Origin of the sequence: Ruegeria sp. R14_0, from assembly GCF_017743975.1 — a bacterium.
Classification (GTDB): domain Bacteria; phylum Pseudomonadota; class Alphaproteobacteria; order Rhodobacterales; family Rhodobacteraceae; genus Ruegeria.
This window is the reverse complement of the sequence record NZ_JAGHRC010000003.1, coordinates 406,287-432,796: the sequence shown is the minus strand read 5'-3', so window position 1 is coordinate 432,796 and position 26,510 is coordinate 406,287. Positions and strand designations below refer to the sequence as shown.

At 59.1% G+C, this 26,510-nt stretch carries 23 protein-coding genes; 17 read left to right on the top strand and 6 right to left on the bottom strand.

From position 1 onward, the window contains the following. The first annotated feature begins 148 nt into the window (after window positions 1-148). The 16 genes from ftsW (at window position 149) to J7416_RS11810 (ending at window position 16,957) form a co-directional block, all read left to right on the top strand. Window positions 149-1,312, top strand: a complete 1,164-nt coding sequence (ftsW, locus tag J7416_RS11885; RefSeq protein WP_170422710.1) for a putative lipid II flippase FtsW — start codon at window positions 149-151, stop codon at window positions 1,310-1,312. After that, window positions 1,312-2,409, top strand: a complete 1,098-nt coding sequence (locus J7416_RS11880) for a UDP-N-acetylglucosamine--N-acetylmuramyl-(pentapeptide) pyrophosphoryl-undecaprenol N-acetylglucosamine transferase (protein WP_209224965.1) — start codon at window positions 1,312-1,314, stop codon at window positions 2,407-2,409. The genes ftsW and J7416_RS11880 overlap by 1 nt, the downstream gene beginning before the upstream one ends. Then, the gene (gene murC / locus J7416_RS11875) at window positions 2,406-3,815 is read left to right on the top strand and encodes a UDP-N-acetylmuramate--L-alanine ligase (RefSeq protein WP_209224964.1); all 1,410 of its coding nucleotides are present in this window, start codon (window positions 2,406-2,408) and stop codon (window positions 3,813-3,815) included. Before J7416_RS11880 ends, murC begins: the two co-directional genes overlap by 4 nt. 76 nt (window positions 3,816-3,891) lie before the next feature. Further along, the gene (locus tag J7416_RS11870; protein WP_209224963.1) at window positions 3,892-4,125 is read left to right on the top strand and encodes a DUF2484 family protein; all 234 of its coding nucleotides are present in this window, start codon (window positions 3,892-3,894) and stop codon (window positions 4,123-4,125) included. A gap of 11 nt (window positions 4,126-4,136) precedes the next feature. Then, on the top strand, window positions 4,137-4,391 hold the full coding sequence (locus tag J7416_RS11865) for a DUF2484 family protein (RefSeq protein ID WP_209224962.1): 255 nt from the start codon (window positions 4,137-4,139) through the stop codon (window positions 4,389-4,391). After that, a complete protein-coding gene (locus J7416_RS11860; protein ID WP_209224961.1) occupies window positions 4,388-4,678 on the top strand; it encodes a hypothetical protein in 291 nt (96 codons plus the stop codon). Before J7416_RS11865 ends, J7416_RS11860 begins: the two co-directional genes overlap by 4 nt. A gap of 53 nt (window positions 4,679-4,731) precedes the next feature. After that, entirely contained in the window at window positions 4,732-5,661 is a 930-nt protein-coding gene (gene murB, locus J7416_RS11855) for a UDP-N-acetylmuramate dehydrogenase (RefSeq protein ID WP_209224960.1), read from the top strand. A 108-nt stretch (window positions 5,662-5,769) separates the two neighbouring features. Continuing rightward, the gene (locus J7416_RS11850) at window positions 5,770-6,687 is read left to right on the top strand and encodes a D-alanine--D-alanine ligase (protein ID WP_209224959.1); all 918 of its coding nucleotides are present in this window, start codon (window positions 5,770-5,772) and stop codon (window positions 6,685-6,687) included. Continuing rightward, window positions 6,675-7,670 carry a cell division protein FtsQ/DivIB gene (locus tag J7416_RS11845; RefSeq protein WP_209224958.1) on the top strand — a complete coding sequence of 332 codons (996 nt, stop codon included), beginning with the start codon at window positions 6,675-6,677 and terminating at the stop codon, window positions 7,668-7,670. Before J7416_RS11850 ends, J7416_RS11845 begins: the two co-directional genes overlap by 13 nt. Before the next feature lie 8 nt (window positions 7,671-7,678). Further along, the gene (ftsA, locus tag J7416_RS11840; protein WP_058279582.1) at window positions 7,679-9,013 is read left to right on the top strand and encodes a cell division protein FtsA; all 1,335 of its coding nucleotides are present in this window, start codon (window positions 7,679-7,681) and stop codon (window positions 9,011-9,013) included. Beyond that, window positions 9,000-9,413 (top strand): hypothetical protein, encoded by a 414-nt coding sequence (locus tag J7416_RS11835; RefSeq protein WP_348540265.1) that lies wholly within the window; start codon window positions 9,000-9,002, stop codon window positions 9,411-9,413. The genes ftsA and J7416_RS11835 overlap by 14 nt, the downstream gene beginning before the upstream one ends. Window positions 9,414-9,762: 349 nt before the next feature. After that, the gene (gene ftsZ / locus J7416_RS11830) at window positions 9,763-11,382 is read left to right on the top strand and encodes a cell division protein FtsZ (protein WP_209224957.1); all 1,620 of its coding nucleotides are present in this window, start codon (window positions 9,763-9,765) and stop codon (window positions 11,380-11,382) included. Between the two features lie 213 nt (window positions 11,383-11,595). Next, a complete protein-coding gene (lpxC, locus tag J7416_RS11825) occupies window positions 11,596-12,516 on the top strand; it encodes a UDP-3-O-acyl-N-acetylglucosamine deacetylase (RefSeq protein ID WP_209224956.1) in 921 nt (306 codons plus the stop codon). A 127-nt stretch (window positions 12,517-12,643) separates the two neighbouring features. After that, window positions 12,644-13,486 carry an outer membrane protein assembly factor BamD gene (locus tag J7416_RS11820; protein ID WP_209224955.1) on the top strand — a complete coding sequence of 281 codons (843 nt, stop codon included), beginning with the start codon at window positions 12,644-12,646 and terminating at the stop codon, window positions 13,484-13,486. Window positions 13,487-13,521: 35 nt separating this feature from the next. Further along, entirely contained in the window at window positions 13,522-15,171 is a 1,650-nt protein-coding gene (gene recN, locus J7416_RS11815; protein ID WP_209224954.1) for a DNA repair protein RecN, read from the top strand. 100 nt (window positions 15,172-15,271) lie between these two features. Then, complete coding sequence (locus tag J7416_RS11810) at window positions 15,272-16,957, top strand: chloride channel protein (protein ID WP_209224953.1); 1,686 nt, start codon at window positions 15,272-15,274, stop codon at window positions 16,955-16,957. On the opposite strand, the gene J7416_RS11805 is transcribed toward J7416_RS11810, so the two are convergent. Further along, a complete protein-coding gene (locus J7416_RS11805) occupies window positions 16,954-18,321 on the bottom strand; it encodes a DUF3179 domain-containing protein (RefSeq protein WP_209224952.1) in 1,368 nt (455 codons plus the stop codon). The two genes, J7416_RS11810 and J7416_RS11805, sit on opposite strands and share 4 nt — an antisense overlap. Window positions 18,322-18,926: 605 nt before the next feature. Between J7416_RS11805 and J7416_RS11800 the strand changes: the two genes are divergently transcribed. Next, the gene (locus J7416_RS11800) at window positions 18,927-20,252 is read left to right on the top strand and encodes an FAD/NAD(P)-binding protein (protein ID WP_209224951.1); all 1,326 of its coding nucleotides are present in this window, start codon (window positions 18,927-18,929) and stop codon (window positions 20,250-20,252) included. Window positions 20,253-20,266: 14 nt separating this feature from the next. Here the strand turns inward: J7416_RS11800 and J7416_RS11795 are convergent, their stop codons facing one another. The 5 genes from J7416_RS11795 to J7416_RS11775 all read right to left on the bottom strand — a co-directional run bounded on the left by J7416_RS11795 (window position 20,267) and on the right by J7416_RS11775 (window position 26,271). Then, complete coding sequence (locus J7416_RS11795) at window positions 20,267-20,608, bottom strand: DUF427 domain-containing protein (protein ID WP_209224950.1); 342 nt, start codon at window positions 20,606-20,608, stop codon at window positions 20,267-20,269. A gap of 64 nt (window positions 20,609-20,672) precedes the next feature. Further along, window positions 20,673-22,463: an aminopeptidase P family protein gene (locus J7416_RS11790; protein ID WP_209224949.1), complete on the bottom strand. Its 1,791-nt coding sequence runs from the start codon at window positions 22,461-22,463 to the stop codon at window positions 20,673-20,675. A gap of 69 nt (window positions 22,464-22,532) precedes the next feature. Beyond that, entirely contained in the window at window positions 22,533-24,410 is a 1,878-nt protein-coding gene (gene cobT / locus J7416_RS11785; RefSeq protein ID WP_209224948.1) for a cobaltochelatase subunit CobT, read from the bottom strand. A 120-nt stretch (window positions 24,411-24,530) separates the two neighbouring features. Then, on the bottom strand, window positions 24,531-25,517 hold the full coding sequence (cobS, locus tag J7416_RS11780) for a cobaltochelatase subunit CobS (RefSeq protein WP_170422659.1): 987 nt from the start codon (window positions 25,515-25,517) through the stop codon (window positions 24,531-24,533). 148 nt (window positions 25,518-25,665) lie between these two features. Further along, entirely contained in the window at window positions 25,666-26,271 is a 606-nt protein-coding gene (locus J7416_RS11775) for a PEMT/PEM2 methyltransferase family protein (protein WP_209224947.1), read from the bottom strand. Window positions 26,272-26,510 lie beyond the last annotated feature (239 nt).

Sequence of the window (26,510 nt, the reverse complement as noted above, 5' to 3'; positions counted from 1 at the left end):
AATGGTCACCACATTCGCGGTGGCGGCTTTCGGCCACCAAATTCCGTGCTTGCCCGTCATTCCGCTAGCCCAAGCGCTAAAATCCCTGTAGACTCTCAATCAGATCCCGAAAACGGGACGTTAACGAGGCAGAGAGTGGCGGTATCTCATGACTGAGATGGTGTATGGCGCGGTCCAGGACCAGCGCGGCGAACCGATTCTTCCGAAATGGTGGCGGACGATTGATCGTTGGACGATGTCCTGCGTTCTGATCCTGTTTGTCATCGGGTTGTTGCTGGGGTTGGCATCCTCACCACCATTGGCCAGCCGAAACGGCTTTGACCCGTTCCATTATGTCGAGAGGCAGGCCCTGTTCGGCGGATTAGCACTGATTGCGATGCTGCTGACTTCGATGATGTCCCCGACGCTGGTGCGGCGTCTGGCGGTGCTGGGCTTTCTAGGCGCCTTTGTGGCGTTGGCCTTCCTGCCGGTCTTCGGGACGGATTTCGGCAAAGGGGCGGTGCGCTGGTACTCGCTGGGTTTTGCCTCGCTGCAACCGTCCGAGTTCCTAAAACCCGGCTTCGTCGTCGTGGCCGCGTGGCTGCTGGCTGCCTCGCAAGAAATCAACGGCCCTCCGGGACGGCTGTGGTCCTTTGCGCTGTGCATGGCGATTGTCGCGATGCTGGTGCTACAGCCTGACTTTGGGCAGGCCTGCCTGATCCTGTTTGGCTGGGGCGTGATGTATTTCGTGGCTGGTGCGCCGATGCTGTTGCTGGTTGGCATGGCCGGGGTCGTTGTTCTGGCCGGTATGTTTGCCTATTCGAACTCGGAACACTTTGCCCGTCGGATTGACGGGTTCCTGAACCAAGAGGTCGATCCGACCACGCAGCTTGGCTATGCCACCAACGCCATCCGCGAAGGTGGGTTGTTCGGCGTCGGCGTGGGTGAGGGGCAGGTGAAGTGGTCTCTGCCCGATGCCCACACGGATTTCATCATCGCGGTCGCGGCCGAGGAATATGGCTTGATCCTGGTGCTGATCATCATCGCGCTTTATGCGCTGATCGTTGTACGCTCACTGCTGCGGCTGATGCGCGAGCGCGATATGTTCATCCGTTTGGCAGGTACCGGTCTGGCCTGCATGTTCGGTGTTCAGGCAATGATAAACATGGGTGTTGCGGTGCGTCTGCTGCCAGCCAAGGGTATGACCCTGCCGTTTGTCAGCTACGGCGGCTCTTCCCTGATTGCGGGCGGTATAGCTGTCGGCATGTTGCTGGCCTTCACCCGAAGCCGCCCACAGGGCGAACTTGGCGATATTCTGCGCGGAAGAGGATAATGGGGAAACCTTACCTGTTGATTGCGGCTGGCGGCACCGGGGGCCATATGTTCCCGGCGCAGGCACTGGCCGAAGCGATGCTGCAAAAAGGCTGGCGCGTGCGCTTGTCCACGGATGAACGCGGCGCGCGTTATACCGGAGCTTTTCCGCAAACAGTTGAAATTGTCGAGGTCGCCTCGGCCACGTTCGCGCGCGGCGGTCTGGCTGCCAAGGCTCTGGTCGGGCCCAAAATAGCTGGTGGCGTTACCAGCATGGCAATGCAGATGATGCGCGATAAGCCGGATGTGGTCGTGGGCTTTGGCGGTTACCCGTCGATCCCGGCGCTGGGTGCGGCGACCATGCTGGGCATTCCCCGCATGATCCACGAACAGAACGGTGTTCTGGGACGCGTCAATCAGCTGTTTGCCAAGCGCGTGGCCCAGGTCGCTTGTGGGGTTTGGCCCACGGATTTGCCCGAGGGCGCGCAGGGTATTCATACCGGTAACCCAGTTCGCGCGGCTGTTCTGGAACGCGCCGCTGCGGGGTATATCCCGCCGGGCGATTATCCTATGTCGGTTCTTGTGATGGGCGGCTCGCAAGGGGCGCGCGTCCTCAGCGACGTGGTTCCCGATGCCATTGCAGCATTGCCCGAAAACCTGCGCCACCATATCCGTGTGGCCCATCAGGCGCGCGACGAGGACGGCGAGCGGGTGACCGCGTTTTATGCCGAGCATGGCATCCGCGCCGAGGTGCTGCCCTTCTTCGATGATGTGCCTCGCCGCATGTCTGACGCGCAGCTTGTGATCAGCAGATCCGGTGCGTCCAGCGTTGCCGATATCTCGGTCATTGGACGCCCCTCGATCCTCGTCCCCTTCGCAGCCGCGGCGGGCGATCATCAGACCGCAAACGCACGTGGGCTGGTTCAGGCGGGCGGCGCGATTCTGATCCCCGAAAACGCGCTTGACGTTTCCGCGTTGACCGAGCAAATCACCGCAGTTCTGACAAACCCTGAAGCCGCGCAAAAGATGGCCCATGCCGCCCTCTCTACCGGTGCCCCCGACGCGACCGAACGTCTGGTGGCCCTCGTCGAAAACCTGGCGCAGAAGGAGACCACATGAATCCAGCAACCAAACTGCCGCAAGATGTAGGGCCGATCCACTTTGTGGGGATCGGTGGGATCGGGATGTCGGGGATTGCCGAGGTGCTTTTGAACCTTGGTTACCGGGTGCAGGGGTCCGACTTGAAGGCGTCCAAGATCACCGACCGTTTGGCAAGCCTTGGTGCGGAGATCTTTGTAGGGCAGCGCGCCGAGAACCTTGAAAACGCAGCCGTGGTCGTGGTTTCAACTGCGATCAAACCGGGTAACCCTGAACTGGACGGCGCCCGCGCGCAGGGTCTGCCAGTGGTGCGCCGCGCCGATATGCTGGCCGAGCTGATGCGCCTGAAATCAAATATCGCGATTGCGGGCACGCACGGTAAGACCACCACGACCACCATGATGGCCGAGTTGATGGTGGCCGGAGACTTTGATCCGACCGTGATCAATGGCGGTATCATCCATGCCTATGGCTCGAACGCGCGGATGGGGCAGGGCGAATGGATGGTGGTTGAGGCGGATGAATCCGACGGTTCGTTCAATCGCCTGCCTGCTACGATTGCCATTGTCACCAACATTGACCCTGAACACATGGAGCACTGGGGCGATTTCGACAAATTGCGAGATGGATTCTACGAGTTCGTGTCGAACCTGCCGTTCTACGGTCTAGCTGTCTGCTGCACCGACCATGCCGAAGTGCAGACACTGGTGGGCCGCATCTCTGACCGTCGGGTGCGTACGTATGGGTTCAACGCACAGGCAGATGTGCGGGCGGTGAACCTGACGTACAAAGGCGGCGTGGCGCATTTCGACATCCACCTGCAGTATGAAGACACGGTGATCGAAGGCTGCACCCTTCCGATGCCCGGTGACCATAACGTCTCGAACGCTTTGTCTGCTGTGGCTGTCGCCCGTCATCTGGGTATGAAAGCCTCGGAAATCCGTGACGCGCTGGCCAATTTCGGTGGGGTGAACCGCCGCTTTACAAAGGTCGGAGAGGTCGATGGCGTTACCATCATCGACGATTACGGTCATCACCCGGTGGAAATCGCAGCCGTCCTCAAAGCTGCGCGTCAGGCGACCGACGGCCGCGTTATCGCTGTGCATCAACCGCACCGCTACTCTCGTCTGTCCAACCTGTTCGATGATTTCTGCACCTGTTTCAACGACGCGGACGTTGTCGCCATCGCCGAGGTTTTCGCCGCAGGAGAGGACCCGATCGAAGGGGCTAGCCGAGATGATCTGGTACAGGGCCTGATCCGGCACGGCCACCGTCATGCACGTGCTTTGCTGGACGAAAACGATTTGGAGCGTCTTGTTCGCGAACAGGCCCGCCCCGGCGACATGGTGGTGTGCCTCGGGGCCGGGACGATCAGCGCCTGGGCCAATGGGCTGCCCGAGCGCCTGCAGCATAAGCAGGCCGTTTGACGGAATGGACTCTGTTGCCGTGCAACTCTAAAGTGTGGTGTCGCGGTTGCAGAAACGATCGTCCTTGGAGGGGCATGTGGTTTACTCAGTGCTATTATCTGGCTTGTGGGTTTTGGCCTCGACGGTCGTAGCCATGTTGCCGATGCGCCTGCAATTTCCACCAGGCGTTGTCCTGTTTGTTTCCGCACCTGCGCTGATCGTTTGGTTGGGTCATGACTTTGGCTGGTTCTTCTCGGTGCTGGCCTTTGCTGTCTTTGCATCCATGTTCCGCAATCCGATCCGTTATTACTGGCGACGTTGGACCGGGTAGGAGGTCGCGGAATGAATTGGTCGATTGTTTTGGCCGCGCTGTGGGGGATCGCCGCGAATGTTCTGGCGATGATCCCCAGCAAGGATAACCACTGGACCCGCGCATACGTTCTGATTGCGCTGGGAATTCCGATCCTGGGATATGTAACCCTACAGAACGGACCGTGGATCGGGTTGATCGTTCTGGCGGCAGGCATGTCGGTGCTGCGCTGGCCGGTGATCTATCTCGGGCGCTGGTTGCGGCGGGTTGGGCGCAGTTTTGAATGACGGCTGCAATAATAGCTTTTTGTTGCCTGGCTGTTGTTTCATTCCTTTCTGCTATGGCCGTAGCCCATTTTTTGTCCAGAAGCGGATTTACATGGATCGTGTTTTTGGCATTCGCGGTTTCAGCTATTAGTATCGCGTATCTGTTCCCCTCAAGTGGTGACGGGCCGCCGGATGACGCAGATTTTCTGACGGTCGCATTGGCGTGGTCTTTGGTATTCCCTGCTCTTTCAGGCTCAGTCTTGGGTGGCGTGATTGGTGCGATAAAGAAGATGCGTCGCAATCGCTGATCTTTTTCCGTTCGATGGATGACATCCCGGAAAACCAGATATAGAACGCGCCTATGACACTGACTTCGCTTCCGGTTCGCGGAAAATTAACCGAACAAAGATCACTCAACGACCTGACATGGCTTCGTGTTGGCGGTCCTGCGGACTATTTGTTCCAACCGGCGGATGTCGAAGACCTGCAAGCCTTTCTGCGCAATTTGCCAGCAGACGTTCCTGTTTTCCCAATGGGCGTCGGATCAAACCTCATCGTCCGCGACGGCGGCCTGAGGGCTGTAGTGATCCGGCTGGGGCGCGGGTTCAACGAGATTTCTGTCGATGGCGCCACCGTCACTGCAGGCGCCGCGGCGTTGGATGCGCATGTGGCGCGCAAGGCGGCGGATGCAGGTGTTGATTTGACTTTCTTGCGCACCATCCCCGGTTCGATCGGAGGCGCGGTGCGGATGAATGCCGGTTGCTACGGCAGTTATACGGCGGACGTGCTGCAAAAGGCGACGATTGTCACCCGGCAGGGCGACGTCGTGGATCTGACTCCCGACGACCTGAACTTCCGCTATCGCCAGTCCGATTTGCCGCAAGGGGCGGTGTTGATCTCGGCCACGTTCAAAGGGCCTGCGGGCGATCCCGAAGAGCTGCACGCCCGGATGGCCGCGCAATTGCAGAAGCGTGATGAAACGCAGCCCACGAAGGATCGCAGCGCCGGGTCGACTTTTCGCAACCCGGCCGGGTTTTCCTCGACTGGGCGGCCGGACGATGTGCATGACCTCAAGGCGTGGAAGGTGATCGACGATGCCGGTATGCGCGGGGCCACGCTTGGCGGTGCGCAGATGAGCCAAAAGCACTCGAATTTCCTGATCAATACCGGAGATGCCACCGCTGCTGACCTTGAAGGTCTGGGCGAAGCAGTACGAAAAAAGGTTTACGAAACAAGCGGCATCACGCTAGAGTGGGAAATCATGCGGGTCGGTGATCCGTTGATAGAATAAAGCCGCACCCGTCAGACTATAACAGGCAATTTAAGGCGACGGATCAAAGGCATAAACGCAGTACGGACCACGACATAAGGTCCGGGGACATTGAGGCGCACGTTGGGAATGTCGAGCAGGACAAACCCCAAAGTGGCGGTGTTGATGGGTGGCCCCTCGGCGGAACGCGAGGTGTCTCTCAGCTCTGGGCGCGAATGCGCAGCCGCTCTTGTGGGAGAAGGCATTGAAGTGGTCGAGCTGGACGCAGGTCCCGACCTCTATGCGCGCCTATTGGAGATCAAGCCAGACGTTGTATTCAACGCCCTGCATGGACGCTGGGGCGAAGATGGCTGTGTGCAAGGCCTATTGGAATGGATGCGTATCCCTTACACGCATTCCGGCGTTCTGGCCTCGGCCCTAGCCATGGACAAGCAGCGCAGCAAAGAGGTTTACGAGGCCGTTGGCCTGCCAATTGTGCCCAGCGTAATCGTCCCCAAGGTCGAAGTGGTCGAAGTTCACGTGATGGAGCCGCCTTATGTGGCCAAGCCCAACAACGAGGGCTCCAGCGTCGGAATTTACATCGTGCACGAGGGATCCAACGGCCCGCCGCAACTATCTGACGACATGCCCGATCAGGTAATGGTCGAGAAATATGTCGCGGGGCGCGAACTGACCGTGACCGTAATGAATGACCGTGCCCTGACTGTCACCGAGATCATGACCGATGGCGGCTGGTACGACTATGACGCCAAATACAAGCCCGGCGGGTCGTGGCACGTTCTTCCGGCTGACATTCCGGCCGACATTTTTGACCGCTGCATGGACTACGCGTTGCGCGCCCATGATGCATTGGGGTGCAAGGGCGTCAGCCGCACGGATTTTCGCTGGGATGACAGTATGGGCGCCGAGGGGTTGTTCCTGCTGGAAACCAACACGCAACCGGGCATGACACCGACATCTTTGGTGCCGGAACAGGCTGCGCATATGGGTATGACATTCGGACAGCTTTGCGCCTGGATGGTGGAGGACGCCTCATGCGACCGTTGAAAGCCAAGCGCGCGCCCGTGGTGCATCGCCCCAAACCACTCTCCGGCCCCGACGCCGACTTCGCATCCGGTGCACGGACAGGGGCCGAGCCCAAACTGCGCCTGCGCGGGGTGTTCAACCGCAAGGGCGACCGGTTCGACCCGGCCCCGTCGCGCCTCAGCTATCGTTTGCAGCGGTGGATGCTGACGCCGGGTATTCGACGCGGATTGAAGATCGGTTTGCCGATTCTGGCGGTATGTGCGGCAGTTGGCATCTATTTCGGCGCGCAGGAACGGCGCGATGCTGTTGTCGCCTACGTGATGGACATCAAGACTTCGATCCAGCAGCGTCCCGAATTTATGGTCAATCTGATGGCGATCGATGGGGCGGGAACGAACCTGTCCGAGGATATTCGCGAAGTTGTGCCGTTGGATTTCCCTATCAGTTCGTGGGATTTGGACGTTGAGCAAATTCGGGACACGATCACTGGGTTGAACCCTGTGAAATCCGCCACGGTGCGGGTGCGCCCCGGTGGCATCCTGCAAGTGGACGTGGTTGAACGCCAGCCTGTCATTGTTTGGCGTACGCGCCGCGGCATCGAATTGCTGGACGAAACCGGCGCGCATGTGGAACGTATCGCGTCGCGCAAGGATCATCCCAACCTGCCTCTGATCGCAGGCAAGGGTGCGGACGCCCATGTCGGCGAGGCGCTGGCGCTGCTGACCACCGCCCGCAGTTTGGGTGGGCGCGTACGCGGTTTGGTGCGGATCGGTGAACGGCGCTGGGACCTGGTGCTGGATCGCGGTCAACGCATCATGTTGCCGACCGAGCGACCGGTTCGAGCACTGGAGCGTGTGCTGGCCGTAAATGAGGTGCAAGACCTTCTGGAACGCGATGTGGCCGTGGTCGACATGCGCCTTGGGCAGCGTCCGACGATCAGAATGACCAAAGCCGCCAGCGAAGACTGGTGGAATACAAAAGTGAACGTGAGTAGCGAGCAGTAACGACCATGATGACCGATCTATATCAGTCCCAACGGGCCATGCGGCAGATGCGCAGACAGGCGATGCAGCGCGGTGTTGTCGCCATTCTCGACGTGGGCAGTTCCAAGATTGCCTGCCTTGTGCTGCGTTTCGATGGAACCGGTCGGCTGAGCGAGGACAACACGATCGGGTCGATGGCAGGGCAAACCGGTTTTCGCGTGATTGGAGCGGCGACAACTCGGTCGCGCGGCGTTCAGTTTGGCGAAGTCACTGCCATGCAGGAAACGGAACGTGCCATTCGCACTGCGCTGCAGGCAGCTCAGAAAATGGCCGATATTCGCGTGGATCACGTCATCGCCAGTTTCTCAGGGGCCAACCCTCGGTCTTACGGACTGGACGCTCAGGTCGATCTGGAGGGTCAGGTTGTGACCGAGGCAGAAGTGGGCCGCGTGCTGAACGCATGCGACGTGCCGGATTACGGGGCAGGGCGCGAGGTACTGCACGCCCAACCGGTGAATTTCGCGCTCGATAACCGCTCGGGCCTGATCGATCCGCGCGGTCAGATGGGGCAGAGCCTGGCGGTCGACATGCATATGCTGACGGTCGATGCGACCGCGATTCAGAACATCGTGCGCTGCATCAAGCGGTGCGATCTGGAACTCGCCGGGATTGCGAACTCGGCCTATGTGTCCGGGGTTTCCGCGCTGGTCGAAGACGAACAAGAGTTGGGTGCCGCTTGCATCGACATGGGTGGCGGCACGACGAGCGTGTCGATCTTCATGAAGAAACACATGATTTACGCAGACTGCGTGCGCATGGGCGGCGATCATGTGACCTCGGATATTTCGATGGGGCTGGGTATCCCGGCCTCGGTGGCCGAACGGATCAAGACATTTAACGGCGGTGTCCACGCAACCGGTGCAGATGACCGAGACCTGATCGATATTGGTGGCGATACCGGCGACTGGGAACACGACCGCCGCACCGTCAGCCGCGCCGAGCTGATCGGAATCATGCGCCCCCGCGTCGAAGAAATCCTCGAAGAAGTACGCGTCCGCCTGGATGCGGCCGGGTTCGAGCATATGCCAAGTCAGCAGATTGTGCTGACCGGTGGTGGCAGCCAGATCATGGGGCTGGACGGTCTTGCAACCCGAATCCTCGGGCAGCGCGTTCGCCTTGGCCGTCCGTTGCGCGTGCATGGCCTGCCGCAATCGGCGACGGGGCCAGGATTCTCGTCGGCCGTTGGTCTCAGCCTGTTTGCTGCACATCCGCAGGACGAATGGTGGGATTTCGAAATCCCGGTCGACACCTATGCCGCGCGCCCGTTCAAGCGGGCCGTGCGCTGGTTCCGTGACAATTGGTAAGCTGGCGGTCGCAGCAGCGCTGATCCTGGCGCCGCTCACCGCCCAGGCACAAACGCGCATCACCCCCGAAGCGTTCCTGAGCGCAGTCCAGGGCAAAACCGTCATGTTCCATGACTACCCCACGGGGGAACTTGTGGGCATTGAGGAATTCCTGAGCCCCACGTTATCGGTCTGGCGAATGGTGGGGCGCGGGTGCGTTTACGGGCAAATCACTACGCCGAACGAGCAGATATGCTTTCTGTATGATGATGACGCAGATGGCATCCCGGTGTGCTGGTGGCCCTTTTTGCACGAAGACCGCCTGATGGTCAGGTTGGCGACATTTGCAAACGCTGAAATTCAAGAGGTTCGCAGTATCACTGAGGACGGTGTGAACTGTCCAAGTACCCCGATTGGCTAAACAAATGGGTTGCGGCCAGCGCGTTTATCCCGCAAGATATCCACAAGGCCCGTCAGAGGCCCGCGGCAGGACCTGAGCAGTTTTCCGCAGTTTGACAGTTTAGCGAGTCCTCTTGGTGAAGCGTCGGTTGATAGCCGCGCGCAAGTCGCCTGTTTTGTGCTACATTGAGTTCTTTCCGCAACATCTGGCAGCGTATGCGAAATACTGCCGGTCAACGCCTTATTTCCTCCATATTTTGTGGAATCACGCGATTTTTGGCGTGACGTTTGTCGTTTCGAACGGTAGGATTGGCGAAGGATAGGTAAGAAAAACACCGCTTTGGCGGGTCAAAAAAACAGGCGGACAGAGCATGACATTGAATCTTTCGATGCCCGGGCACGACGAACTGAAGCCTCGGATTACAGTATTTGGCGTTGGTGGTGCAGGCGGCAACGCTGTCAACAACATGATTGAAAAGCAGCTGGATGGCGTCGATTTTGTAGTCGCCAACACCGATGCACAGGCGCTGCAGCAAAGCCAGTCTTCGGCGCGGGTGCAGCTGGGTGTCAAAGTCACCGAAGGTCTGGGGGCAGGGGCCCGTCCGACCGTTGGTGCGGCAGCTGCCGAAGAAAGCATTGAGCAGATCGTGGATCACCTCGCGGGCGCGCATATGTGCTTCATCACCGCCGGCATGGGTGGTGGCACCGGCACAGGGGCCGCGCCGATCATCGCGCAGGCCGCGCGTGAGCTGGGCGTGCTGACCGTAGGCGTTGTGACCAAACCCTTCCAGTTCGAAGGTGCCAAGCGTATGCGTCAGGCCGAAGACGGCGTTGAGATGCTGCAAAAGGTCGTCGACACTCTGATCATTATCCCGAACCAGAACCTGTTCCGCCTGGCCAATGAAAAGACCACCTTTACCGAAGCGTTCTCGATGGCAGATGACGTTTTGTATCAAGGTGTTAAAGGTGTCACAGACCTGATGGTTCGTCCCGGCCTGATCAACCTCGACTTTGCCGACGTTCGCGCCGTAATGGACGAGATGGGCAAGGCAATGATGGGGACAGGCGAGGCCACCGGCGAAGATCGCGCCGTGCAGGCCGCCGAGAAGGCGATTGCCAACCCGCTGCTGGACGAAATCAGTCTGAAGGGTGCAAAGGGCGTTCTGATCAACATCACCGGCTCGCACGACCTGACCCTGTTCGAACTGGACGAGGCCGCCAACCGCATCCGCGAAGAAGTGGACCCCGAGGCGAACATCATCGTCGGCTCGACGCTGGATACCGCCATGGAAGGCGGCATGCGTGTGTCGGTCGTTGCAACAGGTATCGACGCCAGCGAAAAGACTGACGACGTGCCGGTTGCGCGCCGTTCCATGTCGGCGCCGCTGACACGCACGGTATCGGCTGAAGAGCCAGTGCAGGAAGAAGCACCGGTTGCTGCGGAAACCGTTGAACAAGCACCGCAAACGGAAGTGAACCGTGAGCCTTCGCTGTTTGAAACCCCTCAGGAGCCAGCGCAACCTCAGTTCCAGCCACGTGCGGAACAGGACGATGATGGCTTGCCGCCGCCGGCCTATCAGCCGCGCGTCGCCGAATTCGAGCCGACCCCCGAACCGGTTGAGCCTGCGCCCGAAGACTACGTCGCGCCGCAGCCTCAACCGGCAGCGGGTACACCATCGCCCGAGGCGCTGCAGCGTCTACAGGCCGCGGTTCAGAACGTTCCAGCGTCCGAGCGCAGCCCTTCGATGGTTCGCCCGACCGCGCCACAGCCAGCCCCTGCACCGCAGGAAGAAGGCCATGATCGCCCCCGGTTTGGGTTCAATCGCCTCATCGATCGGATGACCGGTCACGCTGCCGACACACCGGCCCAGCAGCCCCGCCAGCAGCCCGTTTTGCGCCAATCTGACGCTACGGCACCTGCACGGGAAGAGGCCGACCCCGAGCAGGATCGGATCGAAATCCCCGCCTTTTTGCGGCGTCAGGCGAACTGATCGCGGTAACAAAATGAATGCAAAGGGTCGCCAAATGGCGGCCCTTTTCGATTGATTTACAGTTATTTAATGGGGTGTGAGCAGGGATTTGCCGATCTGTTACATACATGTTTCATTCGGTTACAAAGAGTGAGTTGAGCCTTGACGCCTGCTTCCTTAACTGAGTGTCCAACACGGCCCGCTCAGGTCGGACACCACTCTTCGAGGTTCAGTTTGCAACATACGCTCAAATCTCCGGTCACGTTTACAGGCGTCGGGCTGCACAGCGGCAAGCCTGCGACGATGGTCCTGAAACCGGCAGCTGCTGGTCACGGCATCTGGTTCAAGCGGACGGATATCGAGCTGGGCAATGCCCTCATCCCTGCAATCTATGACGTTGTCGAGCGTACCCCGCTGTGCACCCGACTGATCAACGACGCAGACGTGTCGGTCTCGACAGTTGAACACATTATGGCGGCGCTTGCCGGTTGTGGCGTGCACAACGCTCTGATCGAGATTGACGGACCCGAAGTTCCGATCATGGATGGATCGTCGATCGACTTCGTGCGCGGAATCATGTCCAAAGGTGTACGTCGTCAGGCCAGCCCGGTTTTGGCTTACGAAGTGCTGAAGCCGGTCACCGCCACACGCGAAGGCGCAAGCGCTTCAATTGCACCGGCAGACGGTCTGATCATCGATTTTCATATCGACTTTGAAGACGGCGCAATCGGCAGCCAGACCAAACGTCTGGACATGCGCAATGGGTCCTTTGCGCGCGAGCTTTCTGATTGCCGGACATTCTGCCGTCGCACCGACGTCGAAGCGATGCGTGAAAACGGCCTCGCCTTGGGTGGGACATTGGAAAACGCGGTCGTTGTGCAAGGCGATGAAGTGCTGACTCCTGGCGGTTTCCGCCATGCGGATGAAGCTGTGCGCCACAAGATGCTGGACGCTTTGGGTGACCTTTATCTGGCGGGTGGACCGATTCTTGGCCACTTCACCGGGGACAAATCGGGTCACGCCATGACCAATACCCTGCTGCGCAAACTGTTCGAAACACCCGGCGCGGTGCGTCCGATTCTGTGCACACCCGAACAGGCTGCACGTCTGCCGGGGCAGGGGTTGGTTTGGGACGAAATCCCGGAAGTCGCCTGATTGGATCAACTCTGACGACAATTCCGCCATTGAGCGCATAAGGCGTTTTGCACCGGAATTATATGTGCTAGACCATGGCCTAATCCGGGGCATAACCCCGTCAAGTAATACGACAAGGATAGGCGGAATGGTTGGCACCAAAGCGGCAGTCAGGTTCGCAAGCGCGATTCTTCTGACAGCAGTTTTGACGGCGTGCGCTGGGAGAGGCGCAGACCGCGATCAGAACCTGGAAGGGTTCACCCCCGAACAGATTTTCACGCGTGGCGAGTTCGAGCTGTCGCAGAATCGTTCGGATGATGCGGCGTGGTATTTCTCGGAAGTCGAGCGCCTGTACCCCTACTCCGACTGGGCCAAGCGCGCGTTGATCATGCAGGCGTTCTCGTATCATTCAGACAAGAATTACGAAGAAAGCCGTGCCGCCGCACAGCGGTATATTGATTTCTACCCCGCCGACGAAGACGCAGCATATGCGCAGTACCTTCTGGCGCTCAGCTACTATGATCAGATTGATGAGGTCGGACGCGATCAGGGGCTGACCTTTCAAGCGCTGCAATCCCTGCGCACCGTGATCGAGGTCTATCCCGACAGTGAGTACGCGACGTCTGCGGTTCTGAAGTTCGATCTGGCCTTTGACCATCTGGCGGGCAAAGAGATGGAGATCGGGCGCTATTATCTGCGTCAGGATCACTATTCGGCGGCGATAAACCGGTTCCGGGTCGTCGTCGAAGACTTCCAGACCACGTCTCATACCGCAGAAGCGTTATATCGTCTGATTGAAGCCTACCTGGCCTTGGGGCTGGTGGACGAGGCGCAATCGGCCGGGGCCATTCTGGGATACAACTACCAGTCGTCCGAATGGTATGATGCGGGCTATAAATTGTTGACGTCGCGTGGGCTAGATCTGAAGAGCCGCGGCAACAACTGGCTCAGCACGATCTACCGCCAGACGATCAAGGGTGAGTGGTTGTAATCGCCATGGCCAAAGGGGTGGGACGCTAAGACCCGATGCTGCGCGCCCTCGATATCCGCGATATGCTGATCATCGACCGGCTGGAACTGACGTTTCAGCCGGGTCTGAACGCGTTGACCGGTGAGACTGGGGCGGGCAAGTCGATCCTTCTGGATTCGCTGGGGTTTGTTCTGGGCTGGCGTGGTCGGGCTGAATTGGTTCGCCAAGGCGCAGCGCAGGGCGAAGTGGTTGCTGAGTTTGAACTGCACGAAGACCACCCAGCGCATGCGATCCTGGCCGAGGCTGGCTTGCCCGGAGGCGAGGAATTAATCCTGCGGCGCGTGAATACGGCCGAAGGGCGTAAAACCGCATGGGTCAACGACCGTCGGTGTTCGGGCGAGGTGCTGCGCGCGCTGTCCGAAACGCTGATCGAGTTGCACGGCCAGCATGATGATCGCGGGTTGCTGAACCCGCGCGGTCACCGCGCCATGCTGGATGAATACGCCGGAGTGGCCCCGGAACTGGTAAAGGTCCGGACGGCATGGTCCGAGATGTCCCGTGCGCGAAAGGCGCTTGCGAAGACCGAAGAAACCCTTGCGGCGATGCGCGCAGAAGAAGAGTTTCTGCGGCACTCGGTGGCTGAATTGGACCAGCTTGACCCACAACCGGGCGAGGACGCGGAACTGGATGCCCGGCGTCGTATGATGCAGGGGGCCGAACGCATTCGTGACGATGTTGCCCGTGCTTTTGCCCTGTTGGGCGGAGACGGTGCCGAGGGGGCCATGGCGGATTCCGTGCGGTGGCTTGAGGGTGTGTCAGACAATGCAGGGGGCCAGTTGGAAGAGCCAATTGCAGCCCTTGGACGTGCGCTGATTGAACTGGGCGAGGCGCAGGACGGGGTCAACGCGTGTCTGCAGGCTTTGGACTTTAACCCAGCGGAATTGGAGCAGGCCGAGGAACGGTTGTTTGCCATTCGCGCGCTAGCCAGAAAACACGATGTCGCGCCAGATGATCTGGGTACTTTTGCTGATACGTTGCGCGACCGCCTGAGCCGGCTGGATGCTGGAGACGCGGATTTGGCGGAACAACGGGCTGCCGTAGAAGATGCTCAAGCCGCTTATGACGACGCAGCGGCCGAACTGAGTGCTGCGCGGCAAAAGGCCGCCGGTCACCTGGATGCCGCGGTGATGACAGAACTCGCTCCGCTGAAAATGGAGCGTGCCGTTTTCCAAACCGAAATTGCGGCCACAGACGCCGGTCCCGATGGGATTGATGCTGTGGCCTTCACTGTTGCAACCAATCCCGGTGCACCGTCAGGACCGCTCAACAAGATCGCCTCGGGCGGTGAACTCAGCCGCTTTCTTCTGGCGCTCAAGGTGTGTCTGGCCGGGGATGACAGCGCCCGCACGATGATATTCGATGAGATCGACCGCGGCGTCGGCGGTGCGACCGCTGATGCGGTCGGCCGGCGATTGGCCGCGCTGGCGGGTGGCGGGCAGGTTTTGGTCGTAACGCATTCGCCGCAAGTGGCAGCCCGCGCGGCGCATCACTGGCGGGTGCAGAAACAGGTCATGGATGGGCAAACGCTGTCCACCGTTGTGCCGCTGGCCGAACCTGATCGTGTGGACGAAATCGCTCGTATGGTCGCAGGCGACACCATCACCGATGAGGCGCGCGCCGCCGCGCGCGCCCTTTTGGACGCCTGAGGCATTTCTGCCGCTTTCCTGTAATCAAACCGTCGCGATCTCACTTTTATCAGGGCGCTCCGTGGCTTACTAAGGGGACAGATGTGATCCCCGAGGGCCAATGACCCAATCAACCCGCACCGTTCTGCGCAACCAGCTCAATCAGGCTCTGGCCGCGATCAAGGACGCTTGGCGGGTGATGCTGCGACGCGGGCCCAGCCAGATTCAGTTCTGGTTCATCGCGCTGGCCATTGGTATCGCCGCCGGTTTCATGGCGCTGGGGTTTCGCAAGGCGATCCGGTCGCTACAGGCCTATGTCTATGACACGGATGACATTTTGCTGCTGCACAGCCACGCGGAAAAGCTGCCGTGGTTCCTGATCCTGATCATTCCCATCATCGGAGGCCTGATCGTCGGGGTCATCTTGCACAAATTCACCGACGACGGGCGCGTGCGATCCGTGGCTGATGTGATCGAGGGGGCCGCCGTGACCGATGGCAGGGTCGAAAGCAAGGCGGGTATCGCCTCTTTCTTTGCCTCGCTCATCACGCTCAGCACCGGGGGATCGACGGGGCGGGAAGGACCGGTGGTGCATATGGCCGGCGTGATCTCGACCTGGGTCAGCAACCGGATCCACGCCGATGGCATCACCGGGCGCGATCTGTTGGGGTGCGCCGTCGCTGCTGCTGTTTCGGCCAGTTTTAACTCTCCCATCGCAGGAGCGCTGTTCGCGCTTGAGGTCGTGCTGCGCCACTTTGCGGTGCACGCCTTTGCACCCATTGTGATCGCCTCGGTCGCGGGGACAGTGATCAACCGGCTGGAATATGGTGACGTGACCGAGTTTGTGCTGGATACGCCCGGCTCGCTGCAATTCTACGTCGAACTGCCTGCTTTCCTGATCCTTGGCCTGATCTGCGGTTTGGTCTCTCTACTGTTGATGCGGTCGATTTTTTTTGCTGAGGATATCGGCAATCATATCCAAAACCGCCTGTCCCTTCCGCGCTGGCTGCGTCCGGCGGTTTCGGGGGCTATGCTGGGGCTTCTGGCGATTTGGTTCCCGCACATCATCGGCGTTGGGTATGAAACAACCATCCGCGCACTGGCCGGAGACCTGACCCTGACCTTCGCCATCTTGTTTGCCGTGATCAAAACGGTTGCCGTCGCGATCACCATGGGTGGGCGCATGGGGGGCGGTGTGTTCTCGCCCTCGCTGATGATCGGAGCGTTGACGGGGTTGGCGTTTGGATTGATCGCCACCGGGTTGCTGCCGGATGTGTCCGGCACCCATACGTTGTATGCGTTTGCTGGCATGGGCGCTGTTGCGGCGGCTGTTTTGGGGGCACCGATTTCGACGACAATGATCGTCTTTGAATTGACCGGAGATTGGCAGATTGGTCTGGCCGTGATGGTGTCGGTCTCGATGTCGACTGCTTTGGCCTCTCGGCTGGTGGACCGGTCGTTCTTCTTGACGCAGCTGGAACGCCGCAACGTACATCTGGCCGCTGGGCCGCAAGCCTACCTTCTGGCCATGTTGCGCGCAGGGGCCGTTATGCGGCCGCTTGGCGATCCACGCTCAATCACCGAGGAGCAGGCGCAGGAGCTTATCGGGCAGGGCTTGTGTGTCGCGGCCAGCGCAACGCTTGAGGCCGCGATGCCTTACTTCGACCGGGACGACATCCCGTGCATACCCGTTGTGATCGTGCAGTCGGATGGCACCGAAAAGCCGGTTGGTGCGCTGTACCACATCGATGCGCTGAAGGCGTACAACCGGGCGCTGGCCGCCACTGCGGCCGAGGAACACTCCTAGCGCCTATAGACGGTAGCGGCGTCCCCCAGGTAGTTGTCCCAGGCAAACCAGTACGAAATATGGCCTGCAACTCGGGGCATCTCTGCGCCATTCGGTCCGATCAGAGCCTCTTCGGTCAGGGTCCATTTCTGACCCGTTTCATCGATCAGGCTGCCGTCTGAGGCGATAAATGTGTGTGACCTTCTTTCATAGGCCCGCACTGCGCGTTTGTCCGCGTTGCCGATCAAGACCAGCGGCTTGCTGGCAATCGCATCGTTGATGACCCGCGCCCGGTTGAACGCATCCAGCGGCCAAGCCCGGGCCGCGCCGAACTGACGAATAGCGAACACATAGTCTTTTTGCTGATGACGCGACTGGTCCACAAGGGCAGGGAACATCAATTCGGGCGATGCAAAGTACTCTTGATACACCACGCCCGAACCATAGTTCCGGCGGTGCCCGGTATTGCGGGACAAAACCTGTGTTTTGGGATGAGATGCCTTCCAGTTTTGCCATGTGGTGATGACGACGGGGCGCTGCTTCAGCTCGATACCGCTGTTCACAAGTGGACCAACGACCGGCTTGCCGGTGTACTGGTTCCAAAGAGAGTGCGTCTGCCGGTCGAACATCAGCTTGTTCGAGCGGTACAGAAACCCGGATGACCCAAACACCAAAGGTTTCTGGCGGCCGGACACCTGCGTTTCAAACAGAATCCCCGAGCCGCATAATGTACAATAGGCCAACGCGACCGGGACACCGCCGATCACCTCGTTGAACATCTCGTGCCAGCCCATGATCCGCAGCGGATAGGCCCGTTCATCCCCGTTGATTGATACGCCAAAAACCAGATCGTCGTCTTTCAGATAGTCCGCCCGCGCGACCGGGATCAGCGCCGGGTTATCCAGCGAGGGGATGCCGTCCTTGCGTACACCGCCCCAGGCGATCTCCTCCAGCCGGATCTTCATCCGGTCGCGTTGCAGATACTCGGGCTTCAGAAACACGTCAAAGTTGCCGTCGATTCCCAACAGGACCTCGCGCTTGAAGGGGATCAGCGATGGGTGCGGGACAATCTGAGGGTTCCGTTCCTGCCAAAGCATCCAGTCGAACCAATCAGTACCGATGGTTTGTCCGGTAAGGTCGCGCATAACCTGCGCGATTTCATCGCTGCGCCGCCGGGCAAATCGCATGCCGCTCAGAAGGGCCGGAACAACATCCGGATTGCCTCGCTTTCGCAGGAAGGCCATGCCCTGTTCGAACTCTGCCGCGCTGCCAAACAAGGTTGAACGTACGGCTTCAAGAACCGGATCCTGTTGAGCCGAAAGCGCGCCGGGCAGTATCAGCCCGACCCCAACGGATCCTGCGAAACGGCGACGGGTAAGTGACATGGCACCCTCTGGATGATGACTGATGACAGTGTGCACCCATGATGGATCAAATGCATGCAACAGCCGCGTGAGTACGTTGTGAGCACCGCACGAAGTTGTGAAATTGGCGAATTTCTCCGAAGTAAGCGGCGCAAATACACGTAAAACAGTACTTCTTGGCGGGATTTTGCTTGTGAAGCGTCACTTGCAAAACCGGCGCGAAACCGGCCCGTTTTCTGCGATTTCTTGATCCAAACGCGGGTTTTTCGTTATTATCAGTCAATATCGCCGCGAACGACTGTGTTTATCGAACCAACGTACCTCGCCTGTTTTGGGCGTCGAAGGGCTGTGAAATTCGTGAAACTTGAACGGCATAGCGGCATTGAATTAATTTTGAACTGGAACTTTCGTTAACGGAGGCACTTAGAACATGCGATTTCTGCATCCCGTTTTCCGTTCCATTTGTTTTTCCCGCAGGTTTGCTGCACCAAGACGTGTAAGCAAGAATTCCCAAACCAAAGACTTTCTCTCCAATCCTGTTTTTCTGTTTTCACGCCTTCCGAGCCGAGCTCGTTTTGTGACCGGCTGGTCGCCAAGGCCACGGATGGCAGTCATAGGTTCATTTTATGCAAGTATTTGATGTCGCACTGATTGGTGCGGGCCCTGCTGGGTACGCCGCTCTGACCGCGATGCGCGGCTTTTCGGGTTCGGTTGTGGTGGTAACCGGCGCTGCGTCCGAGCCCAGCAAAGGCGGTCCGGCCAAAATCGTTTCGGTCGCGTATGAACGGCAACAACCGGCCTGCCTGGCCGAGCGCACAGATGTATCCGGCGACGCGCCGCCCATGTTTGTCGCGGCAGAGATAGGTGGGCTTGCCAATTACTGGGGCAAACAGCTGCAAGTTTATGACAACGACGACCCTTGGGGGCAGGGGGATTTCCTTCGATCCTGGGCCGAATACAAAGCCGCATGCGACGCTGTACAAGGAGACCTGCACGTGATTGGCGGTGTCCGAAAAGTACAGTTGGACGAGGGGCTTGAACAAAGCGCGCCACGCCTTTTGGTCGGAACCAAGGATGAACCGGATAGTGGCCTGAGAGCGATGGCGCAGGCCGTTGAAAACCGCCTGTCGGAAATCGCTCAGATTGAGGTGCGCGCGGGTCGGGTTCAACGTATCGAGAACAATCAGCAATCTGTCAGCCTGTCACTGGACGATGGCACGCAGATTCGGGCGCGACACGTTTTTCTGGCCGCCGGTGTTTTGGGTACTGCGACCTTGCTGGCGCGTAGCCTGCCGCAGGTTGCCGAGATCGGTTTTCTGGATCACGCGCCTTATACCATCAATTGTCTGGGACTTGGGCGCGCGTTGGGGTCACCGCGGGATTACATGAACCGGGGAAATTTCAACGCCCTCACCCTCAAACAGAGAAATGATGGGCGTTGCGATTTGTTCGCCTCGGTCTACGCTGTGTCACAAGCGCCGGTTAGTCTGGTGACGACGACCTTGGGTCTGGGGCCGCGTCTGCGCGGGTGGCGCATGGGGCGTTTCATTGATTTTGTACAACCGGTACGTATTTGGACGCGCAGAACATATGTGCAGTTTCGCTATCGGCCGGATCAGGGACCAATCGAGGCGACCCAATTGCCTGAACCCGATCAAGATAAGATGCTGCAGGGTCTGCTGCAATGGCTTGCATCACATCGCGTGCGGCACAATCTGGGCATTACCGCGCCGGGGCAGGGTTTCCACTATCACAACTTGACACTGGGCACGGGCAAAGAGCCGGTGGACCAAGCCGTCGACACAGCCTTTGAGGGCCGAGTACGGGTTGTCGATGCCTCTTGCCTGACTGAGATCGGATGCCAGCCGCATACCCTGACATCCATGGCTCAGGCCTATGGGCGGGTGCGCCACGACATGGCGCTTGCTGAACGGGTCAGAGAGGCGATCTGACGGAAAAGCCGCCCTTAAATCTGTTCCACTTTGACGGAATCCACACGGTAGAAGGCCACATAGCCTTTGATCTCGGCCACCGCCGGGATCGGGTCTTCATAGCTCCAGGCCGCGTTTTCCGTTACCGAAGACTTGTTGACGATCGAGAAATGCGTCGCGTCGCCCTTATGCGGGCAATGCGTGACCTTGTCGGTCTGGTCCAGAAACGCCATGCCGATATCCGCACGTGGGAAATAGATCACCGGTTCCAGATCCCCTTCCAACAGTTCCAGCGCGTTCACGCTTTCGCCGAGGACAGCGCCACCGGATCGAACACTCCATTTGCCGGTTGCTTTGCGGATAGTTATTTCGGCCATCTTTTCTTTTCCCTCGTCGTTCTTTCGGATCACTCCTCTGCACAGTTTATGTGACAGTTCAGTGTCAGATTGGTGCTGTTGCGGCATCCAACCACAGTTGAGCGTCAACGCCCAGCCTTGGTCGCAGTTTTTCTGCAACGTCTCGGTGATAGGCGTTCAGCCAGTCGCGCTCGTCTGCCGTAAGCATATCGACAACAATCAACCGACGGTCAATCGGGACAAAGGTCAGCGTCCGCCAGTTCAACATCGCACGTTCGGGATCTGCGGTTGGAAGTGAGGGGGCATCCTGCACGACCACGAGGTTCTCGATCCGAATGCCAAAGGCACCTTCGCGGTAGTAACCGGGCTCATTGGACAGGATCATGCCCGGTTCAAGAGGTACATGGCTGACTTTGGACAGACGCTGCGGTCCTTCATGGACGCTCAGATACGCACCAACACCGTGGCCGACCCCGTGATTGAAATCCTGTCCGGCAGCCCACAGGGGGACGCGTGCGATACACTCGATGTCCCGCCCGGCCAGACCGGCAGGCCAGCGCAGAAGGGACATGTTGATCATGCCTTTCAGCACACGGGTAAAGCAGGCTTTTTCGTCATTCCCCACATCGCCGATGGCTATGGTGCGGGTGATGTCAGTGGTGCCGTCCAGATATTGTCCGCCGCTATCAAGAACCAGCAAGTGCCCATTTTCCAACACACTGTCAGTCTCGTCGGTGACACGGTAGTGCATGATCGCCCCGTTAGACCCAGTGCCGGCAATCGTATCGAACGAGATGTTTTGCAGCGCGTTATCGCGGCGGCGGTTTTCTTCCAGCTTTGTGACGACTTGGATCTCGGTCAGGGTGCCAGGAGCCTGAGCGTCCAGCCAGCACAGCGTTTCGATGACGGCTGCGGCATCGCGCAAATGCGCCTCGGCGCTGCCAGCAATCTCTGCCGCATTTTTGCGGGCCTTTGGCAAGGCGCAGGGGTCTCCACCGGCCCGCATCTTATCGCCTAACACGTCCGCAACGGCTTGGGGCAGGGTGCCCGGATCGACTTGAACCGCGCCTTGCAACTCAGCGACCGCGTCAAGAAACGCTGCGGGTTCGTGAACCTGCACACCAGCGCCCAGATGGTCTCGTACGTCGGTCAGCTTCTGTTCGGCCATGAACAGGTCGACGCGTCCATCTGCGTGCAGAATTGCGAAACCATGAGCGACCGGGTTGTACCCGATGTCCGAGCCACGGATGTTCAGAAGCCACATGATCGAGTCGGGCAGCGTGATGACAGCTGCGCTGCGCCCATTCTGCTGCAGATCATTTGCCAGCCGCTGAATTTTGCTTTCGGTCGTCTCGCCTGCGAATTCAATCGGATGTGCCTTCACCGGGTTCATCGGCGGGGCAGGTTGATCGGGCCATATCCGATCGACAAGGTTTTCGCTGCGCACCAATTCGATACCGCTTCCGTCCAGTTCTTTTTGCACGGCCGAGATTTGCCCTGTCGCGTGCAGCCAAGGGTCAAACCCAACCTTGCCACCGCTCGGCAATTGCTGTTTCAGCCAGGCGCTCAGGCTGATTTCGGGCCAGTCGACCGGGGTAAAGTCATCCGCAACCTGTGCTTTGACTTGCGTGCGATAGCGTCCATCCACGAAGACACCTGCAATATCGGTCAATGCCACGCAGAACCCAGCCGAACCGGTGAACCCGGTCAGCCATGCAAGACGTGCATCGCGCGGGGCAACATATTCACCTTGATGAGCATCGGCGCGCGGGATCAGAAATCCGTCCAAACCTTCTTGGGCTATCTCTGCCCGCAGCGCCGCCAGACGGGGCGGGCCCTGTTCCGGGCGCGCGGTGACTTCGAAGGACTGGAACATGAGACACCTCTTGCAATAGGGCTTGGCCCTTCATTTTTGGTAAAGACTGAAGACGGAGGCAAGGCCAGCTTAGCTGGCCTTTTTCATCCCCATAACGCGTGCGCGTGCGCGAGGATCACTGTCGAACAGCGCCGCCAGTTGCTCTGTCATGGCACCTGCCAGCTGTTCAACATCCGTGATTGTTACCGCGCGGTCATAATAACGGGTCACGTCGTGGCCGATCCCGATGGCCAGCAGTTCGACCATCTTGCGCTTTTCGACCATGGCGATCACATCGCGCAGGTGCTTTTCCAGATAATTCGCGGGGTTTACGCTGAGCGTTGAATCGTCGACCGGCGCACCATCCGAGATCACCATCAGAATCTTGCGCTGCTCACGCCGCGCCAGCATCCGACGATGCGCCCATTCCAGTGCCTCGCCATCGATGTTCTCTTTCAGCAGGCCCTCTTTCATCATCAACCCCAGATTGGGTCGCGCACGGCGCCAAGGCGCGTCAGCGCCCTTGTAGATGATGTGGCGCAGATCGTTCAGACGTCCGGGCTGCTGCGGGCGGCCATCGTTCAGCCACGCCTCGCGTGCCTGACCGCCTTTCCACGCACGAGTGGTAAAGCCCAGAATTTCGACCTTCACGTTGCAGCGTTCCAGCGTTCGGGCCAGAACGTCGGCACAGATCGCCGCGATGGAAATCGGACGTCCGCGCATTGAGCCTGAGTTGTCCAGCAGCAGGGTCACGACCGTATCGCGGAACTCGGTATCTTTCTCGACCTTAAAGCTCAGCGGCGTTGTCGGGTTTGCCACAACACGCGCCAAACGGCCCGCGTCCAGAATACCTTCCTCACGGTCGAACTCCCAGCTGCGGTTCTGCTGAGCTTGCAGGCGGCGCTGCAATTTATTGGCCAGTCGACTGACTGCGCCTTTCAGCGGTTCCAACTGTTGATCCAGATAGGCCCGCAGACGCTCCAGCTCTGCAGGTTCCGCCAGATCTTCGGCCATGATCTCTTCGTCATAGGTGTTCAGATAGACCTTGTAGTCCGGGTCGGCCTCGGATGCAGGCGGTGGGGCAGGTGGCTCCAACGGCGCTTCGCCCTCGGGCATCTCGGCCTCGTCGCCCATCTCTTCATCGGCCATCTCGTCCATCGAGACCTGAGCCTGAGATTGATCCTGCTGCTCTTCCTGCGTTTGCTCAGGGGTTGCATCGGCCTCTTGTTCGTCCTGATCATCCTGACCGGTGCTGTCAGGATCAGGCTGCTCTTCGGCGTCGTCTTCGGCCTGATCTTCCTGATCTTCGTCCAGTTCATCCGGGTCTTCGCCCAACTGGTCGCCGTAGCCCAGATCCTTGATCATCTGACGCGCGAATTTGGCAAATTCGGCTTGATCCGACAGGATGTCCTGCAGGTTTTCCAGCGTCCCGCCGGCCTGTTCCTCGATAAAACCGCGCCACAGGTTCATGATGTTTTCAGCTGCAGGCGGAAGATCCCGCCCGGTGGCCAGATGACGGATCAGATACCCCGCAGCGACCGCAAGCGGCGCATCCGCAGGCTGCTTGCACTGGTCATACCCACGGCGCAGCGCTTCATGTCCGATCTTGACGTCGATATTGCTGGCGGTGCCGGGCATATCCCGCGCGCCCATCGCCTCACACCGGGCAACCTCCATAGCTTCATAGAGGTCCCGCGCCATATCTCCCGGAGGGGCATAGCGATTATGCGTCGCATCGTCATGGTACTTGCGCTGCAGCGCCAGAGCATCCGCGGTACCCCGCGCCAGCAAAACTTCTTCACGCGTCATCCGGCGAGAGACTTGTGGCAAGCGCATCGACTCGCCCGACAGGCCCGAAGGGTCGACGGTATAGCTGACCGACAACTCAGGATCGTCGGCCATGACCTTGGTGGCCTCGGCCAGCGCCTTCTTAAATGGATCAGCAGGGTTGTCGTTCTTTTGTGCCATGTCCCAAGCCTTTCACATTGCCGCCCCGATTATCAACAACGTGAAACCGGATCCGCTTTCATCTGGCCAAAAATATCCCCGCCGGAGGCATTGCGCCCGTCGAGGGCGCAATTCAACAGTTTACCCCAAGCTCACGCTCGCGGCACTTTCCGGCAGTTCCTCGTCAAAACAGCGCTGATAGAACTCGGCAACCGTCTGGCGCTCCAGCTCATCGCACTTGTTCAGGAAGGACAGGCGGAAGGCATAGCCCACATCCCGGAAAATCTCGGCGTTTTGTGCCCAGTTGATCACGGTCCGGGGGCTCATGACGGTGGACAGATCGCCGTTCATAAAGGCAGTCCGGGTCAGGTCAGCGACGGTGACCATCTGGCTGACGGTTTTGCGGCCTTTTTCCGTGTTGTAATGCGGTGCTTTTGACAAAACGATCATCGTCTCAGCATCGTGGCTGAGGTAGTTCAGCGTCGAAACCAGCGACCAGCGGTCCATCTGCGCCTGGTTGATCTGTTGCGTGCCGTGGTAGAGGCCGGTTGTATCGCCCAGACCCACCGTGTTCGCGGTGGCGAACAAGCGGAAATTCGGGTTCGGAGTAATAATCTCGTTCTGATCCAGAAGGGTCAGCTTACCATCATGCTCCAGCACACGCTGGATCACGAACATCACGTCCGCGCGGCCTGCGTCGTATTCGTCGAATACGATGGCGACGGGGTTACGCAAAGCCCAGGGCAGGATGCCTTCGTGGAACTCGGTGACCTGCTTGCCGTCGCGCAGCTTGATGGCGTCCTTACCAATCAGGTCGATCCGGCTGATGTGACTGTCGAGGTTCACACGCACGGCAGGCCAGTTCAGACGGGCTGCGACCTGCTCGATATGGGTCGACTTACCCGTGCCGTGATAGCCTTGGATCATCACCCGGCGGTTGTGGCTGAAGCCTGCCAGAATCGCCAGCGTCGTCTCGGGGTCGAATTTGTAGGTCGGGTCGATCGCAGGCACACGATCGCTGCGGTCGGCAAAACCTTTCACCGCCATGTCAGTATCAATACCGAACACATCACGGACCGAGATTTCTTCGGTGGGTTTTGCGTTTACGTCGATCGATCCGTCAGCCATTCGCCTTGTCCTTATCCTTTGGCCCGCATTGCCGGGTTTGAACCCGTGTGTGGTGCAACATATTGCGGGCAAGGGCAAGGGAAAGCCGCGCGCGTCAGAAGTTAGGCGGATGTTTCTTTGAAACTGGCCTTATCACGCGTATCGGCTGTTAGTTGAGGATCGCGTCACGGACCCTCATCAGGCTGCGTTCGTCGACAAAACGCGGCGTGGAACGCATATATTCCTGAAAGGCGCGGCCATATCCCTGCAGCAGCCAGCGTTCTTCGTTCAACACGAAGAGAAAGTAGATAAAGAACAGGGCTGCCGCGAGTGCCAATGTCACCCACGATCCGCTTGCAATGCCCAGACCAATCGTGGCCAGAACTGATGTCACATATTGAGGGTTTCGCGAATAGGCGTACATCCCTCCGGTCACCAGCCCGTCGCTTTCGCAATAGGTATTGTCGAGGCCCAGAAAGCGATACCCCCAGAGCGTGATCCCAAACGACAGCACCATGATCGGAACCCCGATCACGTACCGCACCCAATGGCCCCAGCCATTCACCCAAACCTCAGACAGCGCAAAGACAACGGTCGCGCCGCAGAACAGTCGGAACAACCCAAACGCCGTATGATGCCGCCAGCCGCTGGCGCTGGGCCATAGACCCAAACGCGGAAGGCGCAGGTTCAGTGCGAGGTACAAGCCCAGCAAAACAGCTGAGCCAATAGCGACCCCCAGTGAAATCGAGTGCAAGATGTAGATGAGGTGTTCCATATCGCGTTCCAATTGGGGCAAGTCTCAGGTCGGATATGGGCGCGAATTGCAGCCCGTGCGTCAGGCTGTAACAAGGGTTTGTAACAAGTTGAGTAAAACCGCTGAAGGTATTTTAGCGTTAGCAAGTCGCGATGATTTCGGTGCGGATTTGCATTCTTTTCCCAACGATTCTAACATTTAATCAAAGAACAGAATGTGTGTATTTGTTTTGACCGGCCGGGCCTAGGTTTGAGGCACGC

Bases quoted from the DNA above. Each gene is read 5' to 3' on its own strand.
- ftsW (WP_170422710.1), top strand. From the start codon at position 149: ATGACTGAGATGGTGTATGGCGCGGTCCAGGACCAGCGCGGCGAACCG.
- J7416_RS11880 (WP_209224965.1), top strand. From the start codon at position 1,312: ATGGGGAAACCTTACCTGTTGATTGCGGCTGGCGGCACCGGGGGCCAT.
- murC (WP_209224964.1), top strand. From the start codon at position 2,406: ATGAATCCAGCAACCAAACTGCCGCAAGATGTAGGGCCGATCCACTTT.
- J7416_RS11865 (WP_209224962.1), top strand. From the start codon at position 4,137: ATGAATTGGTCGATTGTTTTGGCCGCGCTGTGGGGGATCGCCGCGAAT.
- J7416_RS11860 (WP_209224961.1), top strand. From the start codon at position 4,388: ATGACGGCTGCAATAATAGCTTTTTGTTGCCTGGCTGTTGTTTCATTC.
- murB (WP_209224960.1), top strand. From the start codon at position 4,732: ATGACACTGACTTCGCTTCCGGTTCGCGGAAAATTAACCGAACAAAGA.
- J7416_RS11850 (WP_209224959.1), top strand. From the start codon at position 5,770: ATGTCGAGCAGGACAAACCCCAAAGTGGCGGTGTTGATGGGTGGCCCC.
- J7416_RS11845 (WP_209224958.1), top strand. From the start codon at position 6,675: ATGCGACCGTTGAAAGCCAAGCGCGCGCCCGTGGTGCATCGCCCCAAA.
- ftsA (WP_058279582.1), top strand. From the start codon at position 7,679: ATGACCGATCTATATCAGTCCCAACGGGCCATGCGGCAGATGCGCAGA.
- ftsZ (WP_209224957.1), top strand. From the start codon at position 9,763: ATGACATTGAATCTTTCGATGCCCGGGCACGACGAACTGAAGCCTCGG.
- J7416_RS11820 (WP_209224955.1), top strand. From the start codon at position 12,644: ATGGTTGGCACCAAAGCGGCAGTCAGGTTCGCAAGCGCGATTCTTCTG.
- recN (WP_209224954.1), top strand. From the start codon at position 13,522: ATGCTGCGCGCCCTCGATATCCGCGATATGCTGATCATCGACCGGCTG.
- J7416_RS11810 (WP_209224953.1), top strand. From the start codon at position 15,272: ATGACCCAATCAACCCGCACCGTTCTGCGCAACCAGCTCAATCAGGCT.
- J7416_RS11805 (WP_209224952.1), bottom strand. From the start codon at position 18,321: ATGTCACTTACCCGTCGCCGTTTCGCAGGATCCGTTGGGGTCGGGCTG.
- J7416_RS11800 (WP_209224951.1), top strand. From the start codon at position 18,927: ATGCAAGTATTTGATGTCGCACTGATTGGTGCGGGCCCTGCTGGGTAC.
- J7416_RS11795 (WP_209224950.1), bottom strand. From the start codon at position 20,608: ATGGCCGAAATAACTATCCGCAAAGCAACCGGCAAATGGAGTGTTCGA.
- J7416_RS11790 (WP_209224949.1), bottom strand. From the start codon at position 22,463: ATGTTCCAGTCCTTCGAAGTCACCGCGCGCCCGGAACAGGGCCCGCCC.
- cobT (WP_209224948.1), bottom strand. From the start codon at position 24,410: ATGGCACAAAAGAACGACAACCCTGCTGATCCATTTAAGAAGGCGCTG.
- cobS (WP_170422659.1), bottom strand. From the start codon at position 25,517: ATGGCTGACGGATCGATCGACGTAAACGCAAAACCCACCGAAGAAATC.
- J7416_RS11775 (WP_209224947.1), bottom strand. From the start codon at position 26,271: ATGGAACACCTCATCTACATCTTGCACTCGATTTCACTGGGGGTCGCT.